The sequence below is a fragment of the Spongiivirga citrea genome, assembly GCF_010671565.1.
Lineage (GTDB): Bacteria > Bacteroidota > Bacteroidia > Flavobacteriales > Flavobacteriaceae > Spongiivirga > Spongiivirga citrea.
Genome location: NZ_JAABOQ010000005.1, coordinates 371,708 through 392,020, shown reverse-complemented (window position 1 = coordinate 392,020; position 20,313 = coordinate 371,708). Strand labels below are relative to the sequence as shown.

Annotated in this window: 16 protein-coding genes; 13 read left to right on the top strand and 3 right to left on the bottom strand. The window is 37.2% G+C overall.

Going from position 1 to position 20,313, the window contains the following annotated elements; all coding sequences use genetic code 11:
• Nucleotides 1–12 precede the first annotated feature (12 nt).
• Both nadE and GWK10_RS13720 read left to right on the top strand, forming a co-directional pair.
• A complete protein-coding gene (gene nadE, locus GWK10_RS13725) occupies nucleotides 13–804 on the top strand; it encodes an NAD(+) synthase (protein ID WP_164032953.1) in 792 nt (263 codons plus the stop codon).
• A gap of 175 nt (nucleotides 805–979) precedes the next feature.
• The gene (locus GWK10_RS13720; RefSeq protein WP_164032952.1) at nucleotides 980–1,609 is read left to right on the top strand and encodes a response regulator; all 630 of its coding nucleotides are present in this window, start codon (nucleotides 980–982) and stop codon (nucleotides 1,607–1,609) included.
• A 9-nt stretch (nucleotides 1,610–1,618) separates the two neighbouring features.
• Here the strand turns inward: GWK10_RS13720 and GWK10_RS13715 are convergent, their stop codons facing one another.
• Complete coding sequence (locus tag GWK10_RS13715) at nucleotides 1,619–1,771, bottom strand: hypothetical protein (RefSeq protein ID WP_164032951.1); 153 nt, start codon at nucleotides 1,769–1,771, stop codon at nucleotides 1,619–1,621.
• A gap of 22 nt (nucleotides 1,772–1,793) precedes the next feature.
• Complete coding sequence (gene dnaG, locus GWK10_RS13710; protein ID WP_164032950.1) at nucleotides 1,794–3,755, bottom strand: DNA primase; 1,962 nt, start codon at nucleotides 3,753–3,755, stop codon at nucleotides 1,794–1,796.
• Between the two features lie 137 nt (nucleotides 3,756–3,892).
• Between dnaG and GWK10_RS13705 the strand changes: the two genes are divergently transcribed.
• The 11 genes from GWK10_RS13705 to GWK10_RS13655 all read left to right on the top strand — a co-directional run bounded on the left by GWK10_RS13705 (nucleotide 3,893) and on the right by GWK10_RS13655 (nucleotide 17,507).
• A complete protein-coding gene (locus tag GWK10_RS13705) occupies nucleotides 3,893–4,354 on the top strand; it encodes a GAF domain-containing protein (RefSeq protein ID WP_164032949.1) in 462 nt (153 codons plus the stop codon).
• A gap of 107 nt (nucleotides 4,355–4,461) precedes the next feature.
• On the top strand, nucleotides 4,462–5,988 hold the full coding sequence (purH, locus tag GWK10_RS13700) for a bifunctional phosphoribosylaminoimidazolecarboxamide formyltransferase/IMP cyclohydrolase (RefSeq protein ID WP_164032948.1): 1,527 nt from the start codon (nucleotides 4,462–4,464) through the stop codon (nucleotides 5,986–5,988).
• A gap of 66 nt (nucleotides 5,989–6,054) precedes the next feature.
• The gene (locus tag GWK10_RS13695) at nucleotides 6,055–7,083 is read left to right on the top strand and encodes a rod shape-determining protein (RefSeq protein ID WP_164032947.1); all 1,029 of its coding nucleotides are present in this window, start codon (nucleotides 6,055–6,057) and stop codon (nucleotides 7,081–7,083) included.
• 12 nt (nucleotides 7,084–7,095) lie between these two features.
• Complete coding sequence (mreC, locus tag GWK10_RS13690; protein ID WP_164032946.1) at nucleotides 7,096–7,920, top strand: rod shape-determining protein MreC; 825 nt, start codon at nucleotides 7,096–7,098, stop codon at nucleotides 7,918–7,920.
• Nucleotides 7,913–8,422, top strand: coding sequence for a rod shape-determining protein MreD (locus GWK10_RS13685; RefSeq protein WP_164032945.1), 510 nt, complete (start codon nucleotides 7,913–7,915; stop codon nucleotides 8,420–8,422). The genes mreC and GWK10_RS13685 overlap by 8 nt, the downstream gene beginning before the upstream one ends.
• The gene (mrdA, locus tag GWK10_RS13680) at nucleotides 8,419–10,293 is read left to right on the top strand and encodes a penicillin-binding protein 2 (protein WP_164032944.1); all 1,875 of its coding nucleotides are present in this window, start codon (nucleotides 8,419–8,421) and stop codon (nucleotides 10,291–10,293) included. Before GWK10_RS13685 ends, mrdA begins: the two co-directional genes overlap by 4 nt.
• The gene (gene rodA / locus GWK10_RS13675; RefSeq protein ID WP_164032943.1) at nucleotides 10,286–11,545 is read left to right on the top strand and encodes a rod shape-determining protein RodA; all 1,260 of its coding nucleotides are present in this window, start codon (nucleotides 10,286–10,288) and stop codon (nucleotides 11,543–11,545) included. Before mrdA ends, rodA begins: the two co-directional genes overlap by 8 nt.
• A 54-nt stretch (nucleotides 11,546–11,599) precedes the next feature.
• Nucleotides 11,600–12,484 (top strand): dienelactone hydrolase family protein, encoded by an 885-nt coding sequence (locus GWK10_RS13670; protein ID WP_164032942.1) that lies wholly within the window; start codon nucleotides 11,600–11,602, stop codon nucleotides 12,482–12,484.
• A gap of 124 nt (nucleotides 12,485–12,608) precedes the next feature.
• On the top strand, nucleotides 12,609–15,857 hold the full coding sequence (locus tag GWK10_RS13665) for a S41 family peptidase (protein ID WP_164032941.1): 3,249 nt from the start codon (nucleotides 12,609–12,611) through the stop codon (nucleotides 15,855–15,857).
• Nucleotides 15,858–15,934: 77 nt separating this feature from the next.
• Entirely contained in the window at nucleotides 15,935–16,597 is a 663-nt protein-coding gene (locus GWK10_RS13660; RefSeq protein ID WP_164032940.1) for a suppressor of fused domain protein, read from the top strand.
• 16 nt (nucleotides 16,598–16,613) lie between these two features.
• Nucleotides 16,614–17,507 carry a sugar phosphate isomerase/epimerase family protein gene (locus tag GWK10_RS13655; protein WP_164032939.1) on the top strand — a complete coding sequence of 298 codons (894 nt, stop codon included), beginning with the start codon at nucleotides 16,614–16,616 and terminating at the stop codon, nucleotides 17,505–17,507.
• 31 nt (nucleotides 17,508–17,538) lie between these two features.
• Here GWK10_RS13655 and GWK10_RS13650 read toward each other — a convergent pair whose 3' ends face one another.
• A complete protein-coding gene (locus GWK10_RS13650; RefSeq protein WP_164032938.1) occupies nucleotides 17,539–20,262 on the bottom strand; it encodes an AsmA family protein in 2,724 nt (907 codons plus the stop codon).
• Nucleotides 20,263–20,313 lie beyond the last annotated feature (51 nt).

The following is a 20,313-nucleotide window of genomic DNA, read 5'->3' as shown; positions in this document are numbered from 1 at the left end:
TGGACACCCACTATGCAAACTGAAAAAGTAATCGATCATATTGTTAATTGGTTAAAAGACTATACCGAAAAAGCCCGAGTAAATGGTTTTGTTGTGGGTGTTTCTGGAGGAATTGATTCTGCAGTTACCTCAACCCTGTGTGCTAAAACTGGTTTACCGACGCTATGTATTGAAATGCCTATTCATCAAGCAGCTAGTCATGTTAGTCGTGCGCAAGAGCATATTGCTCAACTAAAAGATAGATTCGAAAATGTATTAGACACACGGGTTGATCTAACTCCTGTTTTTGATCAAATGACCCAGCAAGTTTCTATAAAGGGTGATGCCGATCGTGACGAACTTGCTTGGGCCAATACACGAGCGCGATTACGCATGAGCACCTTGTATTACCATGCAGGATTATTAAATAAATTAGTCGCTGGAACTGGAAATAAGGTGGAAGATTTTGGGGTAGGTTTTTATACCAAATATGGTGATGGCGGTGTTGATTTAAGTCCGATAGCAGATTTGATGAAAAGTGAAGTATATGCCATTGGGAAAACGCTACAGGTTCCCGATAGTATAATGGTAGCGGCGCCGTCCGATGGTTTATGGGGTGATACACGAAGCGATGAAGACCAAATTGGCGCTTCATACCCAGAGTTAGAGTGGGCGATGAATATGGAAGATGAAGGAAAAAGTGTTTCTGATTTTGATGGCAGAAAAAAAGAAGTTTTTGAGATTTACCAGAAATTTAACAGGGCCAACAAACATAAAATGATACCAATTCCCGTTTGTGATATACCAGCCAACTTAAAGTTATAAACTACTATTTATATAATAGTAAAAAGTGCTTTCTGGGCATTTTTCGGTTTTTTTGCTTACTTTTACCAACAGCCTAACTGTCTGTTTATTAAGCAGTACAGGTACACATTGCCCCGAATAACCTAATACACTTTGAGACCCGGTTTTAACCACTCAAAACAATAAAAAACATGCTATGATTAAAGTTGTTATTGCTGACAGCCATCCTATTATTCAATTCGCAATTGAACATCTTTTTAGATCATCATCTGAAATTAATATCGTTGCTCAGGTGAGTAATACAACCCAACTATTTGAATTTTTAGAAAGAGAGACAGCACATTTGGTGTTGTTAGAAATGGATATTCCTGAAGTAAATGGAATAACTGCGCTTCGTAAGATGAAAAAAGAGCATCCCGATGTAAAGACCATTATGTTTAGCGGCCAGCCTGAAGATGTATATGCTATTAGCGCATTAAAGGCAGGAGCCGCAGGCTATTTGTCAAAAACTGTCGATCCTAAAATCATTAGTGAAGCTATTTTGAAAATCGCAAAAGGCGGTATTTATATAAGTAATGAACTAGCCCAGCGATTGGCTTTTGATGAAAGCACCAATAGACCAAGGCGATTTTTTAGACGTTTATCAACCCGAGAGGTTGAAGTACTAAAACTAATGTCAACCGGAAAACGAAATAAACATATTGCCGAAGAGCTTGGTCTCAATGAAAAAACCGTAAGTACATACAAGGCAAGGTTAATGAGAAAATTGAATGTTGATAATTTAGTGGATTTATTACAGCAAGCTAAGGCATTAGAATTGTATTAGCTATCGAAATCAAACCTCATAATACCACAAAAAATGTTGATACGAGCCACTAGACTGGCTTGTTGTAATACTAACTATTTCTAACTTATTGGCATTTGCATTTGCAAATTCAAGTAAGTGTTTTTTTCGGCTAAACTCCGTTACTTTCAATTCTTTCTTCATAAACTATATTCATTTCTTACAACTAAACAACCCGATTCAATTTCCTAGCTAACAACATTTTTAGACTATAATAGTTCATCACTTCTTCAAGTACTTCTTTATTATCATCTTTTTTATCGACCGTTTCTTGTTGTAATTCTGATACTTTTTGCTGAATTAAAAAACAACGCAGACTTAAAATCGTTTCGCTCGCTAGTTGGGCAACGGTTTTGTCTTTAGCTTTTACGTAAATGTCTTTTTCATCCCATTTGGCGAGTTGGTATTTTTCATCATCCATTAAAATACTAGTGACTATTGACGATAACTCAGAATTTAAGGTATTTACATACTGATCAATCTTAAATTCTTCTTGTTCATTCAGCGCTTCTATTAATGAATAATAAACTGCTTTAAACTGTTCATTAGCCAACTCTATTTCATCTTGTTGTAGGTCGAGATAAATTTTTTCGAAGACCTTAGCCTTATGAATTTCAGGCTCTAAAATCAACTCCCCTTCCTCATTTTCTTTTAACACTAGATCTTCAAAATCTTCTTCTTGATGTCCGTACAGCAACAATATCTGAATGATTTTTTGCTCGAGCTCGAATAAGGCATCAACCTTTTGAGTGGCCTCAGGAGTTTTTACAACAGTAAAAGCTTGTTCCTTTTGCTGTTGTTTGTACTTTTTGTTTGCATCCGCCAGCTCTTTCTTCCCCATTTGGGCCAATGTGCTGAACAATACATCTTCGGAAACATCCATAATTCGCGAACACTCACGAATATATATTTCAGTCTTAATCCTATCAGGAATTTTAGAAATACTAGTCACCATATCGCGAACCAATTCCGCCTTTTTAATCGGATCTGACTTCGCGTCCTCCATCAATAAAGAGGCTTTGAATTGTATGAAATCTTTGGCGTTTTCTTTCAGATAATCCGAAAGCTCTTCTAAACTATTATTCTTAGCAAAACTGTCTGGATCTTCACCATCAGGAAAGGTGCAAACCTTTACATTCATTCCTTGTTCTAAGATCAAATCAATTCCTCGAAGAGAGGCTCGCAATCCCGCTGCATCCCCATCGAATAAAACAGTTATGTTTTTTGTAAGTCGATTAATCAAACGAATTTGATCTGGCGTTAAGGCAGTTCCTGAAGACGAGACTACATTTTTAATTCCGGTTTGATGAAACTGAATAACATCCGTATATCCCTCAACCAAATAGCAGTTATCTTCCTTAGCAATGCTTTGTTTCGCATGATAAATACCGTAAAGCACTTTGCTTTTATGGTAAATATCACTTTCAGGGGAATTTAGGTATTTGGCTGCTTTTTTATCATTGGTCAAAATCCGACCACCAAAGCCCAAAACCCGACCTGACATACTAAGAATCGGAAACATAACCCGACTTTTAAATCGGTCAAACTTCTTTTCTTCCTTTACAATAGTAAGTCCGGTGCTTTCTAAAAATTCTAGTTGATATCCTTTCTTAACTGCCTCATCAGTAAAAGCAGTCCATTGATCAGGCGAATAGCCTAATCCGAATTTTTTTATGGTTTCGTCAGTAAAACCGCGCTCCTTAAAATAACTAAGACCAATAGCTTTTCCTAGCTCAGTTTTTGTGAGTTGATTTACGAAATAATCCTTAGCAAACTCAGATACTAGATACATACTTTCACGAGCAGATGCTTCTTCTTTTTGCTCATCAGTCTGCTCGGTCTCTTCAATCTCTATATTGTATTTTTTCGCGAGGTATTTAATAGCTTCAGGATAGCTAAAATGCTCATGTTCCATTAAAAAAGCAACCACATTACCGCCTTTCCCACTACTAAAATCCTTCCAGATTTGCTTTACAGGCGAAACCATAAAACTTGGTGTTCGCTCATCGCTAAACGGGCTCAAACCCTTAAAGTTGCTACCCGACTTTTTAAGCTGCACAAAATCACCAATCACCTCTTCGAGACGTGCGGTTTCATAAACTTGATCTATGGTGGTTTTGTGTATCAACTAATTAAAATTTATATGGCGGATAAAGATAAAATAAAAAGTCTTCAGTCCGCAGTATCCAGTTTGCAGTATAACTGAATACTGCTGACTGGCTAGTGCTAACTTTTTCCACTACCTTTGCACATTATTTTTTTGATATGACATTTACTGAACTACAGCCTGCAGTTTTAGCTATTTTAAATAAAAAAGAACGCTCATTAAACGAACGCCTTTATGAGATTTGCAATTTACTACGCGAGGAAATTGCTCATTATGACTGGGTCGGATTTTACTTTAGCAATGCTAACAAAAAAGAATTGTATTTGGGCCCTTATGTTGGTGCACCAACCGATCATACCGTAATTCCTTTTGGGCGTGGCATTTGTGGCCAAGTGGCAGTTTCAAATGAGAATTTTGTAGTTCCCGATGTGCATGCCCAAGACAATTATATTGCTTGTAGCATTACTGTAAAATCTGAAGTCGTTATCCCATTATTTGTCGACGGAGAAAATATCGGGCAAATCGATATTGACTCCAATACGATTGACGCTTTTAATGAAAAAGACGAGCAGTTTTTGACCTTCGTCAATGCAGAAATCGCTAAACGCTGGGAACGTTAATAAACGGTTAACTACTTCAGTTAAAATTCCACACTTTTTTTCATCAAAAAAATTACATTTGCGCTAAGTGCGATGTCGTACTTATTACAAACAACAACACAACGCAAATGAGTTCATCTAAAAAAGCCCAATCGGCTTTAATTTCTGTTTTTAATAAAGACGGATTAGCACCTATTGTAAAAAAGTTAGACGCACTAGGCGTTACTATTTATTCTACCGGAGGTACCGAAAAATTTATCAAAGAACAAGGTATTAATGTGGTTCCTGTTGAGGATATCACTTCCTACCCTTCTATTTTAGGCGGGCGAGTAAAAACACTTCATCCAAAAGTATTTGGCGGCATTTTAAATCGTCAAAACGTCGAAAGCGACGTTGCTGAATTGGCTGAATATGAAATTCCACAATTAGATATTGTAATCGTCGATTTGTACCCTTTTGAAAAGACCGTTGCAAGCGGTGCTTCAGAACAAGACATTATCGAAAAAATAGACATCGGTGGTATTTCATTAATTCGAGCTGCTGCCAAGAATTTTGCTGATGTATTATGTATTTCTTCAGTGGATGATTATGCTGATTTCCTTCAACTTTTAGAAGAGAAAAATGGGGCTTCGACAGTAGCAGATCGCAAGAAATTCGCTACCAAAGCATTTAATATCTCTAGTCATTATGACACGGCTATTTTCAATTATTTTAATGAAGATGAGCAGGTGTATAAAGCTAGTATTACAGAAGGTAAGAAATTGCGTTATGGCGAAAACCCACATCAAGAAGGTTTCTTTTTCGGAGAATTCGATAAAATGTTTGACAAACTACACGGAAAAGAGCTTTCGTATAACAACTTATTAGATGTCGATGCTGCAGTGAATTTAATGGGAGAGTTTGTAAATGACGATCCGACTTTTGCCATTTTAAAACACAATAATGCTTGTGGTATTGCAACAAGGGCAACTGTAAAAGAAGCTTATGTTGATGCATTGGCGGGTGATCCTGTTTCAGCTTTTGGTGGAATTCTTATTTCGAATACAAAAATCGATGCGCCAACCGCGGAAGAAATTCACAAACTATTTTGTGAAGTGGTAATCGCACCTGAATTTGATGCCGATGCTTTAGAAATTTTAAAAGGCAAGAAAAACCGAATTATGTTAGTCCAAAAACAAGCTGCTTTACCAAAACAAACGGTTCGCACTTGTTTAAATGGTGTTTTAGTGCAGGATAAAGATGCTAAAACCGATACCGTTGAAGGACTGGAATACCGAACAAACACCAAACCATCAAGTCAAGAATTAGAAGATTTAATTTTTGCTTCTAAGATTTGCAAGCACACCAAATCAAATACGATCGTTTTAGCGAAAAATAAGCAACTTTGTGCTTCAGGAACTGGACAAACAAGTCGAGTTGATGCCCTGCGACAAGCAATTGAAAAAGCTACCTCTTTTAAGTTTGATTTACAGGGTTCTGCGATGGCAAGTGATGCTTTTTTTCCGTTTCCTGACTGTGTAGAGATTGCAGATAAGGCAGGAATTACCACTGTAATTCAACCTGGAGGATCTATAAAGGACGAATTATCAATAGATTACTGCAATAATAATGGTGTTTCGATGGTATTTACGGGCACTCGACATTTTAAGCATTAATTTTAGTACATTTACCAGAATATAGCGCAAATAGCACCCTAACACCTTTTAAATTCAGTAAAATAAATGGGATTTTTTGATTTCCTGACCGAAGAGATCGCCATTGATCTTGGAACAGCAAACACCCTTATCATACATAATGACAAAGTAGTAGTTGATAGTCCGTCAATTGTTGCACGCGACCGAACCACCGGTAAGATTATTGCCGTTGGTAAAGAAGCCAATATGATGCAAGGTAAAACTCATGAAAACATAAAAACCATCCGACCTTTAAAAGATGGTGTAATTGCAGATTTTGATGCTTCTGAGCAGATGATCAGCAAGTTCATAAAGAACATTCCTTCCTTAAAGAAAAAGATATTTACGCCTTCGCTACGTATGGTCATTTGTATTCCTTCTGGAATTACAGAAGTTGAAATGCGAGCCGTTCGGGAATCTGCCGAACGTGTTAATGGCAAAGAGGTATATCTTATTCATGAACCAATGGCTGCAGCTATTGGTATCGGGGTTGATATTATGCAACCAAAAGGAAATATGGTAGTCGATATAGGTGGTGGTACTACCGAGATTGCAGTTATTGCTCTTGGCGGAATTGTATGTGACAAGTCCGTTAAAGTTGCAGGTGATGTATTTACCAACGACATCGTTTACTATATGCGTACCCAACACAACTTGTATGTGGGTGAGCGTACTGCAGAAACAATTAAAATTCAAATTGGTGCTGCAACCGAGGATCTAGAAACTCCGCCAGATGATATGTCTGTTCAAGGACGAGACTTATTAACTGGTAAGCCAAAGCAAGTTCAAATCTCATTTAGAGAAGTAGCAAAAGCACTAGATAAATCAATTCTTCGTATTGAAGACGCGGTAATGGAAACATTATCACAAACACCTCCTGAATTGGCAGCTGATATTTACAATACTGGTATTTATTTAGCTGGTGGTGGTTCTATGCTTCGAGGACTTGACAAACGACTTTCTCAAAAAACAGATCTACCGGTTTATATTGCTGAAGATCCACTTAGAGCAGTTGTACGAGGAACGGGTATCGCCCTTAAAAACCTTAGCCGTTATAAAAGCGTACTAATCAAATAAACAGATTAGGTCATGCAACAGATTTTTAATTTTATTTTTCGGAATAAAAACTTCCTGTTGTTCCTGCTGCTTTTTGTACTATCGATGATTTTCACTGTGCAATCACACTCATATCATCGCAGTAAATTTGTTAACTCAGCCAATTTTTTATCTGGAGGTATATATAGTGCCTTTTCTAATATTGATGAATACTTCGCACTTAAATCGACAAACGAAGAACTAGTCGAAGAAAATTTAAGGTTACGTAAAATGCTGTTCAATCCCTCAGATTCTTTAGCAAATCAAATCACCATAGATTCTACCTCATTTGATAAGAACTATATACTTGTTTCAACCAAAGTCATCCAAAATGATTTTACAAGAAGAGATAATTTTTTAACCATTAAGAAGGGAAGCTCTCAAGGTATCGAACCAGATATGGGCGTCTTCAATTCCAAAGGTATAGTGGGTATTATTGATAAAACTTCTAGTGGATATAGCACGGTTATTTCGATTCTAAATTCTACCTCTCAGATTAATGCAGAAATCAAAAAAACACAAAATTTTGGGACTTTAAAATGGGATGGCAAATCACCATATACTGTTCAATTAGCTGATGTGCCTAAACGAGCAAGAATTGCCATTGGAGATTCTATAATCACAGGAGGGCGATCTACCATTTTTCCAAAAGGAATACATATTGGGGCTATCAAAGATTTTAAACTAGATGGATCGGAAAACTACTATGAAATTGAAGTAGAGCTATTTAACGATATGACAAAATTGAATAATGTCTACGTGATAAAAAATAAAGATGCTGAGGAAATAAAAGCATTACAAAATTCAACCAATGAATAATGTAGTTTTTAAATTTATCGGTCTGTTTATACTGCTCGTATTGACACAGGTTCTCGTATTTAATAATATTGACTTCGCTGGTTATATCGATCCGTATCTATACATCATTTTTATTTTGCTTTATCCTTTTAAAAGCAATCAAACCTTATTTATTTTTATCAGTTTTCTATTAGGTTTGACTATCGATATGTTTTTAAATTCTGGTGGAATCAATGCTGCGGCATGTTTATTAATTGCCTATGTTCGCCCAATTGTTTTAAAACTGTCTTTTGGTACTAGTTATGAGTATCAGTCTATCAAAATAGAAAACACTTTTTTCTCTGAGCGATTCAAGTACTTTTTGTTCATGATCACCATTCATCATTTGGTGTTATTTGCACTTGAAATTTTTAACATAGCTCAGATACTTTCCATATTGAAAAAAACGTTGTTTAGTGGTATATTCACGCTAATATTAAGCCTATTGGTCATCTCTTTATTTAGCAGAAAGAAAGAATCATGAGGAAACTACTACTCTTTTTCTCGATTGTTTTTATTGGAGTTATCTTCTTAGGAAGACTTTCGTACTTGCAGCTGTTCGACAATTCGTTTGAAGCGCTTTCGAACAAAAATGCCATTAAAATTATTTACGATTATCCGGAGCGCGGATACATTTACGATCGTGATGGAAAATTGTTAGTATCAAACCAACCGGCTTATGACGTGATGGTAATTCCTAGAGATCTCAAGGCTTTTGATACGCTGGAATTCTGTTCACTTTTAAAAATCACAAGAGAAAAATTCGATAAAGAACTAGCAAGAGCAAAACGATATTCTCCTCGACTACCATCGGTAATCGTAGCGCAGCTTTCAAAAAATGACTACGCATTTCTTCAAGAAAAAATGCGCAAATATCCCGGCTTCTATATTCAAAAACGATCCTTACGTGATTACCAAACCAATATCGGTGCTAACGTATTGGGGTATATTGCGGAAGTAAATCCAGATAACATAAAAAATGACTCATACTACCAATCTGGGGAACTACTAGGCAAAACAGGAATTGAAAAATCATATGAAGACTTACTTCGTGGAATAAAAGGAAAAAAGTACATTCAAAAAGATCGATTTAATCGAGATATCGGTCCGTATAAAGAAGGCGTCTTTGATACACTCCCAGAAAAAGGAAAAGACATTACAGTAACCATTGATGCTGAGCTGCAAGCTTATGGCGAACTGCTCATGCAAAATAAACGCGGTGGTGTTGTTGCTATTGAACCCGAAACTGGCGAAATCTTGACCATGGTCTCAGCACCTAATTACAATCCCGATTTATTGGTGGGTAGACCACGTTCTGCCAACTATATGAAATTGGCAAAAGACACTATCGCAAAACCATTATATGACCGTGGCTTATTGGCTGAATATTCTCCAGGATCACCTTTTAAAATTTTAAATGCACTCGCAGCTCTACAAGAAGAAGTTATCACACCAGAAACTAAATTTACTTGTTACGGTGGCTACACTTACGCGAGAAACACAAAACCGTTGGGTTGCCATTGCTATCCAGGTGCACGAAACGATATGAATCGAGGTATTTATGAGTCCTGTAACGCCTATTTTGGTCAGACATATCGGAAAATCATCGAAAAATTTGATGATCATAAAGAGGGAATAGACAATTGGGCTGACCATATTAAGAGTTTTGGTTTAGGGAATTATCTTGGTTACGACCTTAGTACAGGAAGAAAAGGATTAGTCCCTGACAGTAAATTTTACGACAAATGGTATCCTAATGGTGGTTGGCGCGGTGTTACTACAATAAGTAACTCAATTGGTCAAGGCGAGGTACTAGCAACACCCATTCAATTGGCAAACATGACTGCAGCAGTTGCCAATCGTGGATATTATTATACGCCACATATCATCAAAAAAATAAATGATGAACCAATAAACATAAAAAAGTACACCACTCCTAGGAGAACTACAATCGATGCCAAACACTTTGAACCAGTTGTTCAAGGAATGTATGATGTATATAGAAGACCCGGTGGAACGGCGTATTATTCTCAAGTAAAGGGAATCGATATTGCAGGAAAAACGGGAACTGTTGAGAATTTTATGATTATTGACAGTGTCAAAACCCAGCTCGACGATCATTCCGTATTTATTGCATTTGCGCCTAAAGACAAACCAAAAATCGCACTGGCCGTATTTATTGAAAACGGCTACTGGGGAGGACGTTGGGCAGCGCCAATTGCCAGTTTAATGATTGAAAAATATATTCGTAACGAGATTACTAGAACCGATCTCGAATATCGAATGTTAAACGGATCCCTGGAAGAAGTGTACGCAAAACCCTATAGCGGAAAACCATTTAGGATTAATGAGTAGAAGCACCACCGGAAAATTAGATTGGGTAAGCATACTGCTATATTTTTTACTGGTAGGTATTGGGTGGATCAATATCTACTCCGCTTCCCTATCCGAACAATCAACCTCTCTTTTAGATTTTAATCAACCCTACGGCCGGCAGCTTATTTTTATCATTTGTAGTCTCGTTCTCATCGTACTTGTATTATCTATTGAAGCGAAGTTTTATGAACGGTTTGCAAGTATATTTTATATAATCTCGCTGGTTTCACTACTAGGATTGTTCCTCTTTGGGAAAAATATATCTGGTGCGACTTCATGGTACTCTTTTGGCGGTATGAGCTTGCAACCATCAGAATTTGCAAAAGCAGCAACCGCACTAGCGCTTGCAAAATATATAAGTGACATCCAGACCAACATGAAATTACTAGGGAGCCAACTTCGTGCTTTCTTGATCATATTTTTGCCCGCTTTATTTATCGTTCCGCAACCCGATCCTGGGAGCGCACTCGTTTTTGCTTCCTTCTTTTTTGTGTTGCACCGCGAAGGGGTTTCCGCCAATTATCTTTGGTTTGGACTGTTAACTGTATCACTTTTTATTGGAACCCTGCTCATTGGAAGTTTGTTAGTTAGCATCGTTGCAGCTGTAATTTTAATCATTGCATTTTTCATTTCTAAGAGGAAAAACAAGCGCAGAAAACTAGCGCCATTTTTAATAGCCATTGTGTTTACAACTGGCTTCGCCTACGCCTCGAACTATATTTTTAATGATGTATTCGAACAACGCCACCGCGATCGCTTCAATATCGTTTTAGGAAAATCAGTTGACACCAAAGGAATTGGCTATAACACCAATCAATCTCAAATTGCGATTGGATCCGGAGGTTTTACCGGAAAAGGGTTTTTAGAGGGCACTCAAACAAAAGGAGGCTTCGTCCCTGAACAGCATACTGATTACATTTTTAGTACGGTAGGCGAAGAATGGGGCTTTTTGGGAAGTACGCTGGTTGTCGCTCTTTTCATCATCTTACTACTACGGCTTATTACACTTGCCGAACGGCAAAAATCACAATTTAGTCGAGTCGTCGGCTATGGTGTCGTCTCCGTATTATTTATTCACTTCGCAATTAATATTGGGATGGTTATTGGATTACTACCCACAATTGGTATTCCGCTGCCATTTTTCAGTTATGGAGGCTCTGGACTTTGGGGTTTTACGATTTTATTGTTTATCTTTTTAAAATTAGATAGCAATAGAATTAATGAATGGTAAATCGTGGTGTTTTTAGCCGATTGATTTATCTGAATTATTCCAAAAATAACCATCATGAAAAAACTGAGAAAAGAAGATATCAAACAAGAAGTATTCGATTTGTATGATGATTATGCGCATGATCGTGTAAGCAGAAGACTATTCCTTGACAAATTGGGAATATATGCCGTTGGCGGACTCACAGTTTCATCTTTATTAAGTTTTATCTCTCCTGATTACGTCAAGAAAATTCAAATACAACAGGATGACAAACGTCTAAAATCAGAATACATCAATTATGATTCTGCCAAAGGTGGAGGCTCTATAAAAGGCTTACTTTCCCGACCTGTAAATGCAAAAACGAAACTGCCTGGCATCATTGTAGTGCATGAAAACAGAGGTTTAAATCCGCATATCGAAGATGTTGGACGACGCGCAGGTCTGGCTGGGTTTATATCATTAGCGCCAGATGCACTAACTCCGCTAGGTGGCTATCCCGGAAATGATGATGCTGGTCGAGAACTGCAACGAAAACGTGATAGAAATGAAATGTTGGAAGATTTTATTGCAGCCTTTAATTATTTAAAAAATCATCCCGAATGTTCCGGAAAAGTAGGTGTTGTCGGTTTTTGTTTTGGTGGCTGGATATCGAATATGATGGCCGTCAAAATTCCGGATCTAGGGGCTGCTGTCCCATTTTATGGTGGACAACCTAAAGAAGATATTGACAAAATCAAAGCTCCTCTGCTACTTCACTTTGGTGAATTAGACAAACGAGTGAATGCCGGATGGCCCGCTTACGAGGCTGCTTTAAAAGAAAACAAAAAAGAGTATCAAGCTCATATCTATAAAAAAGCTAATCACGGTTTTCACAACGATACTACTCCGCGATATGATAGAGAGGCCGCCGAATTAGCATGGAAAAGAACAGTGGAATTCTTTAAAGAGAAGCTGGGATAAGAACATTTTCGTCTTCAATTCGATTTTGAGTTTATCCGTCAAGAAAAATTAGGAGTAAATTAACATCTCATTGCATTGTGCAAAAGCCTGTATTTTGGTAGTTTAGAGGCAAATAAACTAACCAATGAAATACTTTTTTCTGTCGCTTGTAGCGACCTTTACTACAATTGTATCAGCTCAAGATAATCCACAATGGCTACGTTACTCATCGATCTCTCCTGATGGGACGCAAATAGCCTTCACTTTTAAAGGTGATTTATACAAAGTCAGTGCTTCCGGAGGAAACGCAACGCAACTCACCTTTCATGAGGCTCATGATTATATGCCCGTTTGGAGTAAAGACGGAAAACAGCTTGCCTTTGCATCCAATCGCTACGGGAATTTTGATATTTATGTAATGGACGCAATGGGTGGAGCGGCAAACCGATTGACATTCCATTCTAACAACGAATATCCATACACCTTCAATACAGACAACAGTAAAGTATTATTTGGAGCGGTACGACAGGATGATGTTAAACATCGCCAATACCCAACAGGGTCTATGTCAGAATTATACTCAGTATCTACAAATGGTGGACGCGTTGATCAAATTTTGACGACTCCAGCCGACTATGTCCAACTATCATCTGATGGAAACACCATGTTATATCAGGATAAAAAAGGCGGTGAAAATGAATGGAGAAAGCATCACACTTCAGCAATTACCCGCGATATCTGGACCTATGATATGACAACCAAAAAGCATCAGCAGATCACCTCATTTAAAGGAGAAGATAGACAGCCTATTTTTAGTGCAGATGAAAAGAGCATGTATTATTTAAGTGAAGAAAATGGCACTTTTAACGTTCACAAAAAAGCGATAACTCCCGGAGGAAGTTCAGAGCAACTAACCAATTTCAAACTACACCCAGTGCGCTTTTTAAGTATGGGTAATGGTGTTCTATCCTTTGGATATGATGGCGAATTGTATACCATGAAAGAAGGAGAGCAACCTAAAAAAGTTTCCGTTAGTATAAGAACACAAAATATTAGTAATGCCGATAAATTCATCTCCATAAATGGCGGCGTCAATGAAATGGCGATCTCACCAAACGGGAAGGAAATCGCGTTTATCGCTCGTGGTGAAGTATTTGTAACCTCAGTAGAAGAATCATTTACAAAACGCCTTACAAATACTCCGGAACGCGAACGTTTTGTTAGCTGGGGACCCGAAGGAAAGTCGGTTGTTTATAGTAGCGAACGAAATGGAAAATGGGGTATTTATAAAACAGAAAAAACAAGAAAAGAAGAGCCGTTTTTCTTTGCTTCAACATTGATCAAAGAATCACCAGTCATCGCAAATGACAAAGACAATTATTTAGCCGAATACTCTCCAGATGGAAAGAAAATGGCATTTATAGAAGATCGACGTTCGCTTAAAGTGATCGATCTTGCCACTAATACAACGACTACCCTACTAACGCCAAAAGAGCTCTTTCATATGAGCGATGGTGATAAGTATTTTACTTGGAGTCCCGATAGCAAATGGCTATTGATCGATTGGAGCATGACACTTAGCAATAGTGAGGTGTTGTTAATGGCTGCAGATGGTTCTAAAAAGGTGAATCTAAATGAAAGTGGTTATTATGATGTTGCTCCAAAATGGGTAAATAAAGGCAAGCAAATGATCTGGTTTAGCAATCGCAACGGACTAAAATCATATGCGACTAGTGGCAACTTTGAAATGGATGTGTATAGCATGTTCTTTACTCAGGAAGCTTGGGATAAATTCAATTTAAGCGAAGAAGACTTCAAACTGCAAAAAGCGATTGAGGAAGCTTCAAAACCCAAAGAGGAGGAGAAAGATGATGATAAAAAATCGAAAAAGAAGAAGAGTAAGAAAGACGACAAATCTAAAGAGAAAAAGGCAACTGCATTGACCTTTGATTGGGATCAAATGAAAGAACGCACCAAACGTTTAACCATTCACTCTTCGCGTTTAGGCGATGCGGTGCTTTCCAAAGATGGGGACAAATTGTATTATTTAGCCCGTTTTGAAGACAAAATGAATCTTTGGAGCACAAATCTTCGTACCAAAGAGACCAAAATGACTATGAAATTGGGCGCACGATCGGGAAGTTTAGTTTGGGATAAGGAAATGAAGAATCTATTTTTATTGAGTTCTGGAAAGATTTCTAAGATAGATCCTGAAAAAAGCTCGAACAAGCCGGTTAAGATTAATGGCGAAATGGAGTTTGATAAAAAAGCCGAGCGTACTGCCATTTTTGATCATGTTTGGTTGCGAACCAATGCCATTTTCTACCACCCAGATTTTCATGGTATCGATTGGAAATTAATGCGTACTGAATACGAAAAATACCTGCCGAGCATTGGGAATTCCTATGAAATGACAGAGATGTTATCGGAGATGCTAGGTGAGTTGAACGTCTCACACGCTGGAGCAGGATATCGAGGCAGCAGTGTATCGAATGCTGATAGAACTGCATCATTAGGAATTATTATGAATTTTAGTCATCAAGACGATGGTATTTTAATAGATGAAATCTTAAAAGGTGGACCACTAGATAAAGCCAAATTCAAGATAAAAGCGGGAATGATCATCGAGAAGATTGACGGACAAATCGTATCAAAAGATCAGGATATAGCCAAATATTTAAACCGTAAAGTCGGGAAATTTATGTTGCTTGATATCGTTGATCCAGCGACTAAAAAACGTCATACCATTACCATAAAGCCGATTAGTTTAGGCGCCGAACGTGGACTTTTATACAAACGTTGGGTAAAGAAAAACGAAGAAGAAGTAACCAAATTAAGTAATGGCCAAATTGGATATGTACATATTCCTGGAATGAGCGATGGGCCGTACCGAAGTATCTATCAAGATATGATGGGTAAATATTTTGACCGAAAAGGGATGATTATTGACACTCGATTTAACGGTGGTGGTGACCTTGTAGGTGATCTTGCGATGTTCTTTACCGGCACACCTTTTATTAGCTATGAAACCGAAGCAAAGGTCGTTGGTGGCGAACCTGTTTCTAGATATACCAAACCAACATTGGCGATGATTAACGAAGCCCAATATTCTGACGGGCATTGTTTCGCTTGTGGATATTCCGATCTTAAAATTGGAAAAACGGTGGGAATGCCAGTACCCGGAACCTGTAGTTTTGCAGGTTGGGAAGGCTTACCTGACGGATCGTATTGGGGAGTCGTTCCTGTAAGCGCCAAAGACAAACAAGGCCAGTGGATGGAAAATAACCAAACCGAACCGATGATTAAAGTTAAAAACATGCCAGGTGTAATTGACCAAGGGCGAGATCAGCAATTGGAGCGGTCGGTTGAGGAGATATTAAAGGATGTGAAGTAATTTATAATTGGAAATGTTTTGGATATGCTGTTATCTAAAGGTTCTGAGTCACCTAAAAAATAAAGCTTAGTTACACTATGGGATTTTTAAATCGACTATTTGGTAAAAAAGAAACACCAATTGAAAAAGAATTTACGGAAGAGGAACATGAAAGAGATTATGAATTAAAATCCGAGGGGCTTGAAAATATACTAGGGAAAATGCACAATCTTGTTGGGCATGCAATAATACCATTTGCCATTGGTGGCGCGGTTGATATGTATTACTTCCCAAACCATATCAAAGGAACTGGATTTGCGACAATGGAATTATTAGATCCAGACGGAAATGGCCCAAAGAAAAACCGTATAGGAACTTATGAACTAGTTGCTTTTACCAAATATGACTATAACACAGAGGAAGAAACGCAAACACCATTTAACTTGATAGAAAGAAAAGCCTGTAGTTTTTTAACTGCAATTGGCATGTATTCCTCTCAAGCAGTTCTGAATCCAAAAGAGACAATAGAAATTCCAAATGGAGAAAATGAAGAAAATACCTGTTTAGTTTTTGACTTGTATGAACCTGATCGAAAGAAATTTAAAATTGGGGATAGAGCACATCATTTGTTGCTTTGTATGCAAATATTCAGAAGTGAAATGGACTATGCAAGACAGAATGGAAGTGACGAACTATTTAAAATATTAAAGGAAAAAGGAATTTATCCATATAGCGATTTGGATAGAGAACCCATGATATAAAGGGCCAAATATAACCATGAACCGAAGAAATTTTGTAAAATTAAGCTCAGCTGCAGGCTTGGCATCTTGCCTTCCTATTTCATGTTTATCGATGCAATCATCAACCAAATTTAAGTTAGGATATCAGCTATTCTCGATACGTGATGAAATGGCTAAAGACCCAATAGCAACACTAAAGGCGTTGAAAAAAATGGGCTATCAAGATTTTGAGCATTTTGGCTTCGATGCGGATAAGGCGAGTTATTATGGCATTCCCACTAAGGAATTTAAAAAAATGTTAGATGACCTTGAGCTAACGTTTAGCAGCGGACATTATCCTTTTTCTGACTATTTGTTAAAGTCAGATGACGAACTAAAACGGTATACAGACAAATGTATAAAAGGAGCGCTCGAAATGAGTAGTAATTATATTACATGGCCTTGGATTGCTCCTTCACAACGCACTGTTGATGGATTTAAAAGACTGGTATCAAAACTTAATATGATTGGCGAGCAAGTTTCTAAAGCTGGACTTGGATTTGCATATCATAATCATGGATATGAATTTGATGATCTTGATGGAACTACTGGATATGACATCATTCTTAATGAAACAGATACTTCTACCGTAAAACTTCAATTAGATATGTATTGGGTCATGCATTCAGCTAACGCAACACCAAGGGAACTAATTGCAAAACAACCGGGGCGCTATGTCATGTGGCATATTAAAGACATGCATAAAACATCCAGAGATTATACGGAATTAGGAAATGGCTCTATCAATTATCACGACATCATGCCCGATCCAACCACCTCTGGACTTGAATTTTATTATATAGAACAAGGAGGTAATTACACAGAAAACTCTCTAAAAAGTGCTGAAACAAGTGCTAATTATTTTAAAGAACAATTGGCTCAATATCTTTAATTATGAATTGGCAACTTTAGTCAAACAAGAACTAATTAACCGTATCCTTTTTCTTCTTTTTCTTTTTAAAGAGTCCGCCTAAAATATTGGTTGCTGCATCTTTTACGGGATCCTTTTTGGCAATAGAATCTGATTTAGTTTTAGTACTGTCGGTTTTCTTTTTAGTACCCCCTAGTATTCCACCGACAACATTTTGTAAAACATCAGTAGCATCATTGGCTGTTTTCGTGCTATCTGTTTTTTTGTTGTTACCAAGCACTAAATCATGAAGTAAATTCTTGCCCTTGTTCTTCAACTTTTCCTTTTGAATTTGAACCAGCTGATTCGTCAAATTTTCCACAGCATTTTTAAGATCAGTATTAACTTTTGGGATTGTAAAGCTCCCCGTTAAACTAGCTACAACTGGTACGGTCAGCTCATTTGTTTCAGGGTCGTTTAATTGATTTAAGAGCTTATTGACCTCACTACCTAAGTATTTGGCTGGTACATTTAGGGTCGCCTTATAATCCATCGTTCTATCAAAACCATGTGAACCTGCCACTTGAATATCGATATCTTTATATTTTAGATTGAAAGGCGATACAGCCACTTTTCCTTTATCAAAAGCAAGTTTAGTGCTAATGTCTTTTAAATTGATTTTTTCCTTTTCTAAAAAAGAAAGATTGGAAGTCAAGGCACTCAATAAAGGTGAATTTTCGGTATTAACCTGCTCTGTAAATAGTTTTGCCAAGGCAGTACCACTTACTGATTCCAATTTCGGAGAAAAATCATTGTTCAGCTCACCATTGATATTCAAAGTAGTATTTAATTTTCCGGTAATTACTTTCGCAATAGGTGCTAGCTTTTCTAACATTTCCATTCCTGCAAAAGACTTGGCGATATCGAAATCTTCAATTCCCAATTGCATATTGTAAACCGGAATTTTTTCGCCCGTAGCAACATCACCTCTTAACACGATACTTCCATCAAAAAGTTTGGATTTCACTTCTTTTAAAATAGCTTTCTCATCTTTTAATTGCACTGTTCCGCTAACGTTCTTAAGATTGAGATTATCATACACCACCGAATTGGCATTTGCTTGCAATTCCACATCTAAAAAAGCCGGTATTTTTAAATGATCTAGGGATTCCTCCTTTTCAGAATCGGAACCAGAATTCTCACTAGTTGTAGCTTCTTCATCTGCAACCATAAAATCACTCACCACAAATTTGTTAGAATTAATAGTGAAATTTCCTTTCAGCTTTTTATCGCTAAAAAGATAACCGTATAAATTATCAATCGAGCCTTTTGCACTGATATCACTACTCCCTGAAGTGGCATTAAAAGAAGCTAACTCATAGTCAGCATTTTTAAAATTAATCGTTGCATCTTTAATGGTAATGGGATTGACCACATCATCCGAAGCATATAAAAAATCACTCACCTCAGCCGTTCCTTGACTTTTTATGCGTTCGTATTGCCCTTTTTCAATGGCATTCATATCAAAACTGGTAGAAAGATCAGCCCTGATGCTTCCTTTTAACTCATTATTTTCAGGCATTGGGTATGCCTGAGCTATTTTATCAAGATCGATCTTACCTTTTAAACTAGCAATGATAAGTGGATTGCTTAGCAATTGTTTTATTGTCCCTTTTGATGTAAAGCGGTCGGCATCGATAGAGAAATCCAGGGCACCGATTCGAACATAGGTATCTGCCAGTTTTCCTGTCTCATTTTTGACCGCCGCATCAATATTAATATCTTTTACCGTTTTGGGTAAATCTGGATACTTAAACGAGGCGTTACTGGACTTCATTGAAATATCCATTTTAGGAATGGTCTTATCATCAGAAACTCCTTTAATCGATCCTTCTAATTTAAAATCACCTCTTGTGCTTATTCCCTCAATATTTTTCGCATACTCCTTCGGGATTAAAGCGAAGAAGTTTCTAAACTCCGATTTAGGTGTAGAAAACGTAATATCTATTTCCTGATTATCATCATTAACATCAACAAAACCATCAAATTTTAATGGCAGCTGATTAATCATCATTTGATTTTCTAAAAAGCTGTATTTACTATTTTTTAGATCTAGCCCAATTACAGCATCCAGATCTATTTGATTGTTATTCAAGTATTGTGTTTCATCTAACCCAAAAGACGCTATTGCAGTTGTTTTAGTATCTAATTTTGATTCATTTTCGGAAAAAGAGCCTTGACCGCTATGGTTAAAATCAACTAAATCAAGGCTAATGTGACTTACCTTATCGTAGTAATGAATACGACTGTTTTTTATCTCATAATTTTCAATGTCAAAAACAAAAGCTTCCGATGAAGTTGACTCTGTTTCCTGTTCGATATCCGAAGCACTTGTTTTCTTAGCAATATCATAATTCGCATTTCCAAGGCTATCTACTTTCACATTTACAAAAGCTTCATCTATGTGTAAGGTATTTACCTTAATCTGAGATGACGCATCTTTAAATAATTGCATCAATCCCATATCGATGGAGATTTCTTTAGCAGCAATTAGTGTATCCCCTTTAAAGGGTTCGAAATTGGTGAGTGCTACATCTTCAAGACTTAATGAAGCATTGGGAAAACTGCTTAGCAAACTCAAGTCAACATCTACAAAACTTAACTCGGCGTTTAAATTTTTATTGATGTTATCCTTAACAGCATTCAGGATTTTATCTTCGAATGCAATTGGAATTATGATGAGAGCGGCAAGTACAATAACCAGCAGGATACCAAGTATTTTTAATACTTTTTTCATGAGATTGGGTGTCTTTAGTAGATATACGCTAAAGTTACGCATTTAGCTGTT

Bases quoted from the DNA above. Each gene is read 5' to 3' on its own strand.
- GWK10_RS13665 (WP_164032941.1), top strand. From the start codon at position 12,609: ATGAAATACTTTTTTCTGTCGCTTGTAGCGACCTTTACTACAATTGTA.
- nadE (WP_164032953.1), top strand. From the start codon at position 13: ATGCAAACTGAAAAAGTAATCGATCATATTGTTAATTGGTTAAAAGAC.
- GWK10_RS13695 (WP_164032947.1), top strand. From the start codon at position 6,055: ATGGGATTTTTTGATTTCCTGACCGAAGAGATCGCCATTGATCTTGGA.
- GWK10_RS13655 (WP_164032939.1), top strand. From the start codon at position 16,614: ATGAACCGAAGAAATTTTGTAAAATTAAGCTCAGCTGCAGGCTTGGCA.
- GWK10_RS13650 (WP_164032938.1), bottom strand. From the start codon at position 20,262: ATGAAAAAAGTATTAAAAATACTTGGTATCCTGCTGGTTATTGTACTT.
- GWK10_RS13660 (WP_164032940.1), top strand. From the start codon at position 15,935: ATGGGATTTTTAAATCGACTATTTGGTAAAAAAGAAACACCAATTGAA.
- GWK10_RS13670 (WP_164032942.1), top strand. From the start codon at position 11,600: ATGAAAAAACTGAGAAAAGAAGATATCAAACAAGAAGTATTCGATTTG.
- GWK10_RS13720 (WP_164032952.1), top strand. From the start codon at position 980: ATGATTAAAGTTGTTATTGCTGACAGCCATCCTATTATTCAATTCGCA.
- GWK10_RS13685 (WP_164032945.1), top strand. From the start codon at position 7,913: ATGAATAATGTAGTTTTTAAATTTATCGGTCTGTTTATACTGCTCGTA.
- GWK10_RS13705 (WP_164032949.1), top strand. From the start codon at position 3,893: ATGACATTTACTGAACTACAGCCTGCAGTTTTAGCTATTTTAAATAAA.
- mreC (WP_164032946.1), top strand. From the start codon at position 7,096: ATGCAACAGATTTTTAATTTTATTTTTCGGAATAAAAACTTCCTGTTG.
- purH (WP_164032948.1), top strand. From the start codon at position 4,462: ATGAGTTCATCTAAAAAAGCCCAATCGGCTTTAATTTCTGTTTTTAAT.
- GWK10_RS13715 (WP_164032951.1), bottom strand. From the start codon at position 1,771: ATGAAGAAAGAATTGAAAGTAACGGAGTTTAGCCGAAAAAAACACTTA.
- rodA (WP_164032943.1), top strand. From the start codon at position 10,286: ATGAGTAGAAGCACCACCGGAAAATTAGATTGGGTAAGCATACTGCTA.
- mrdA (WP_164032944.1), top strand. From the start codon at position 8,419: ATGAGGAAACTACTACTCTTTTTCTCGATTGTTTTTATTGGAGTTATC.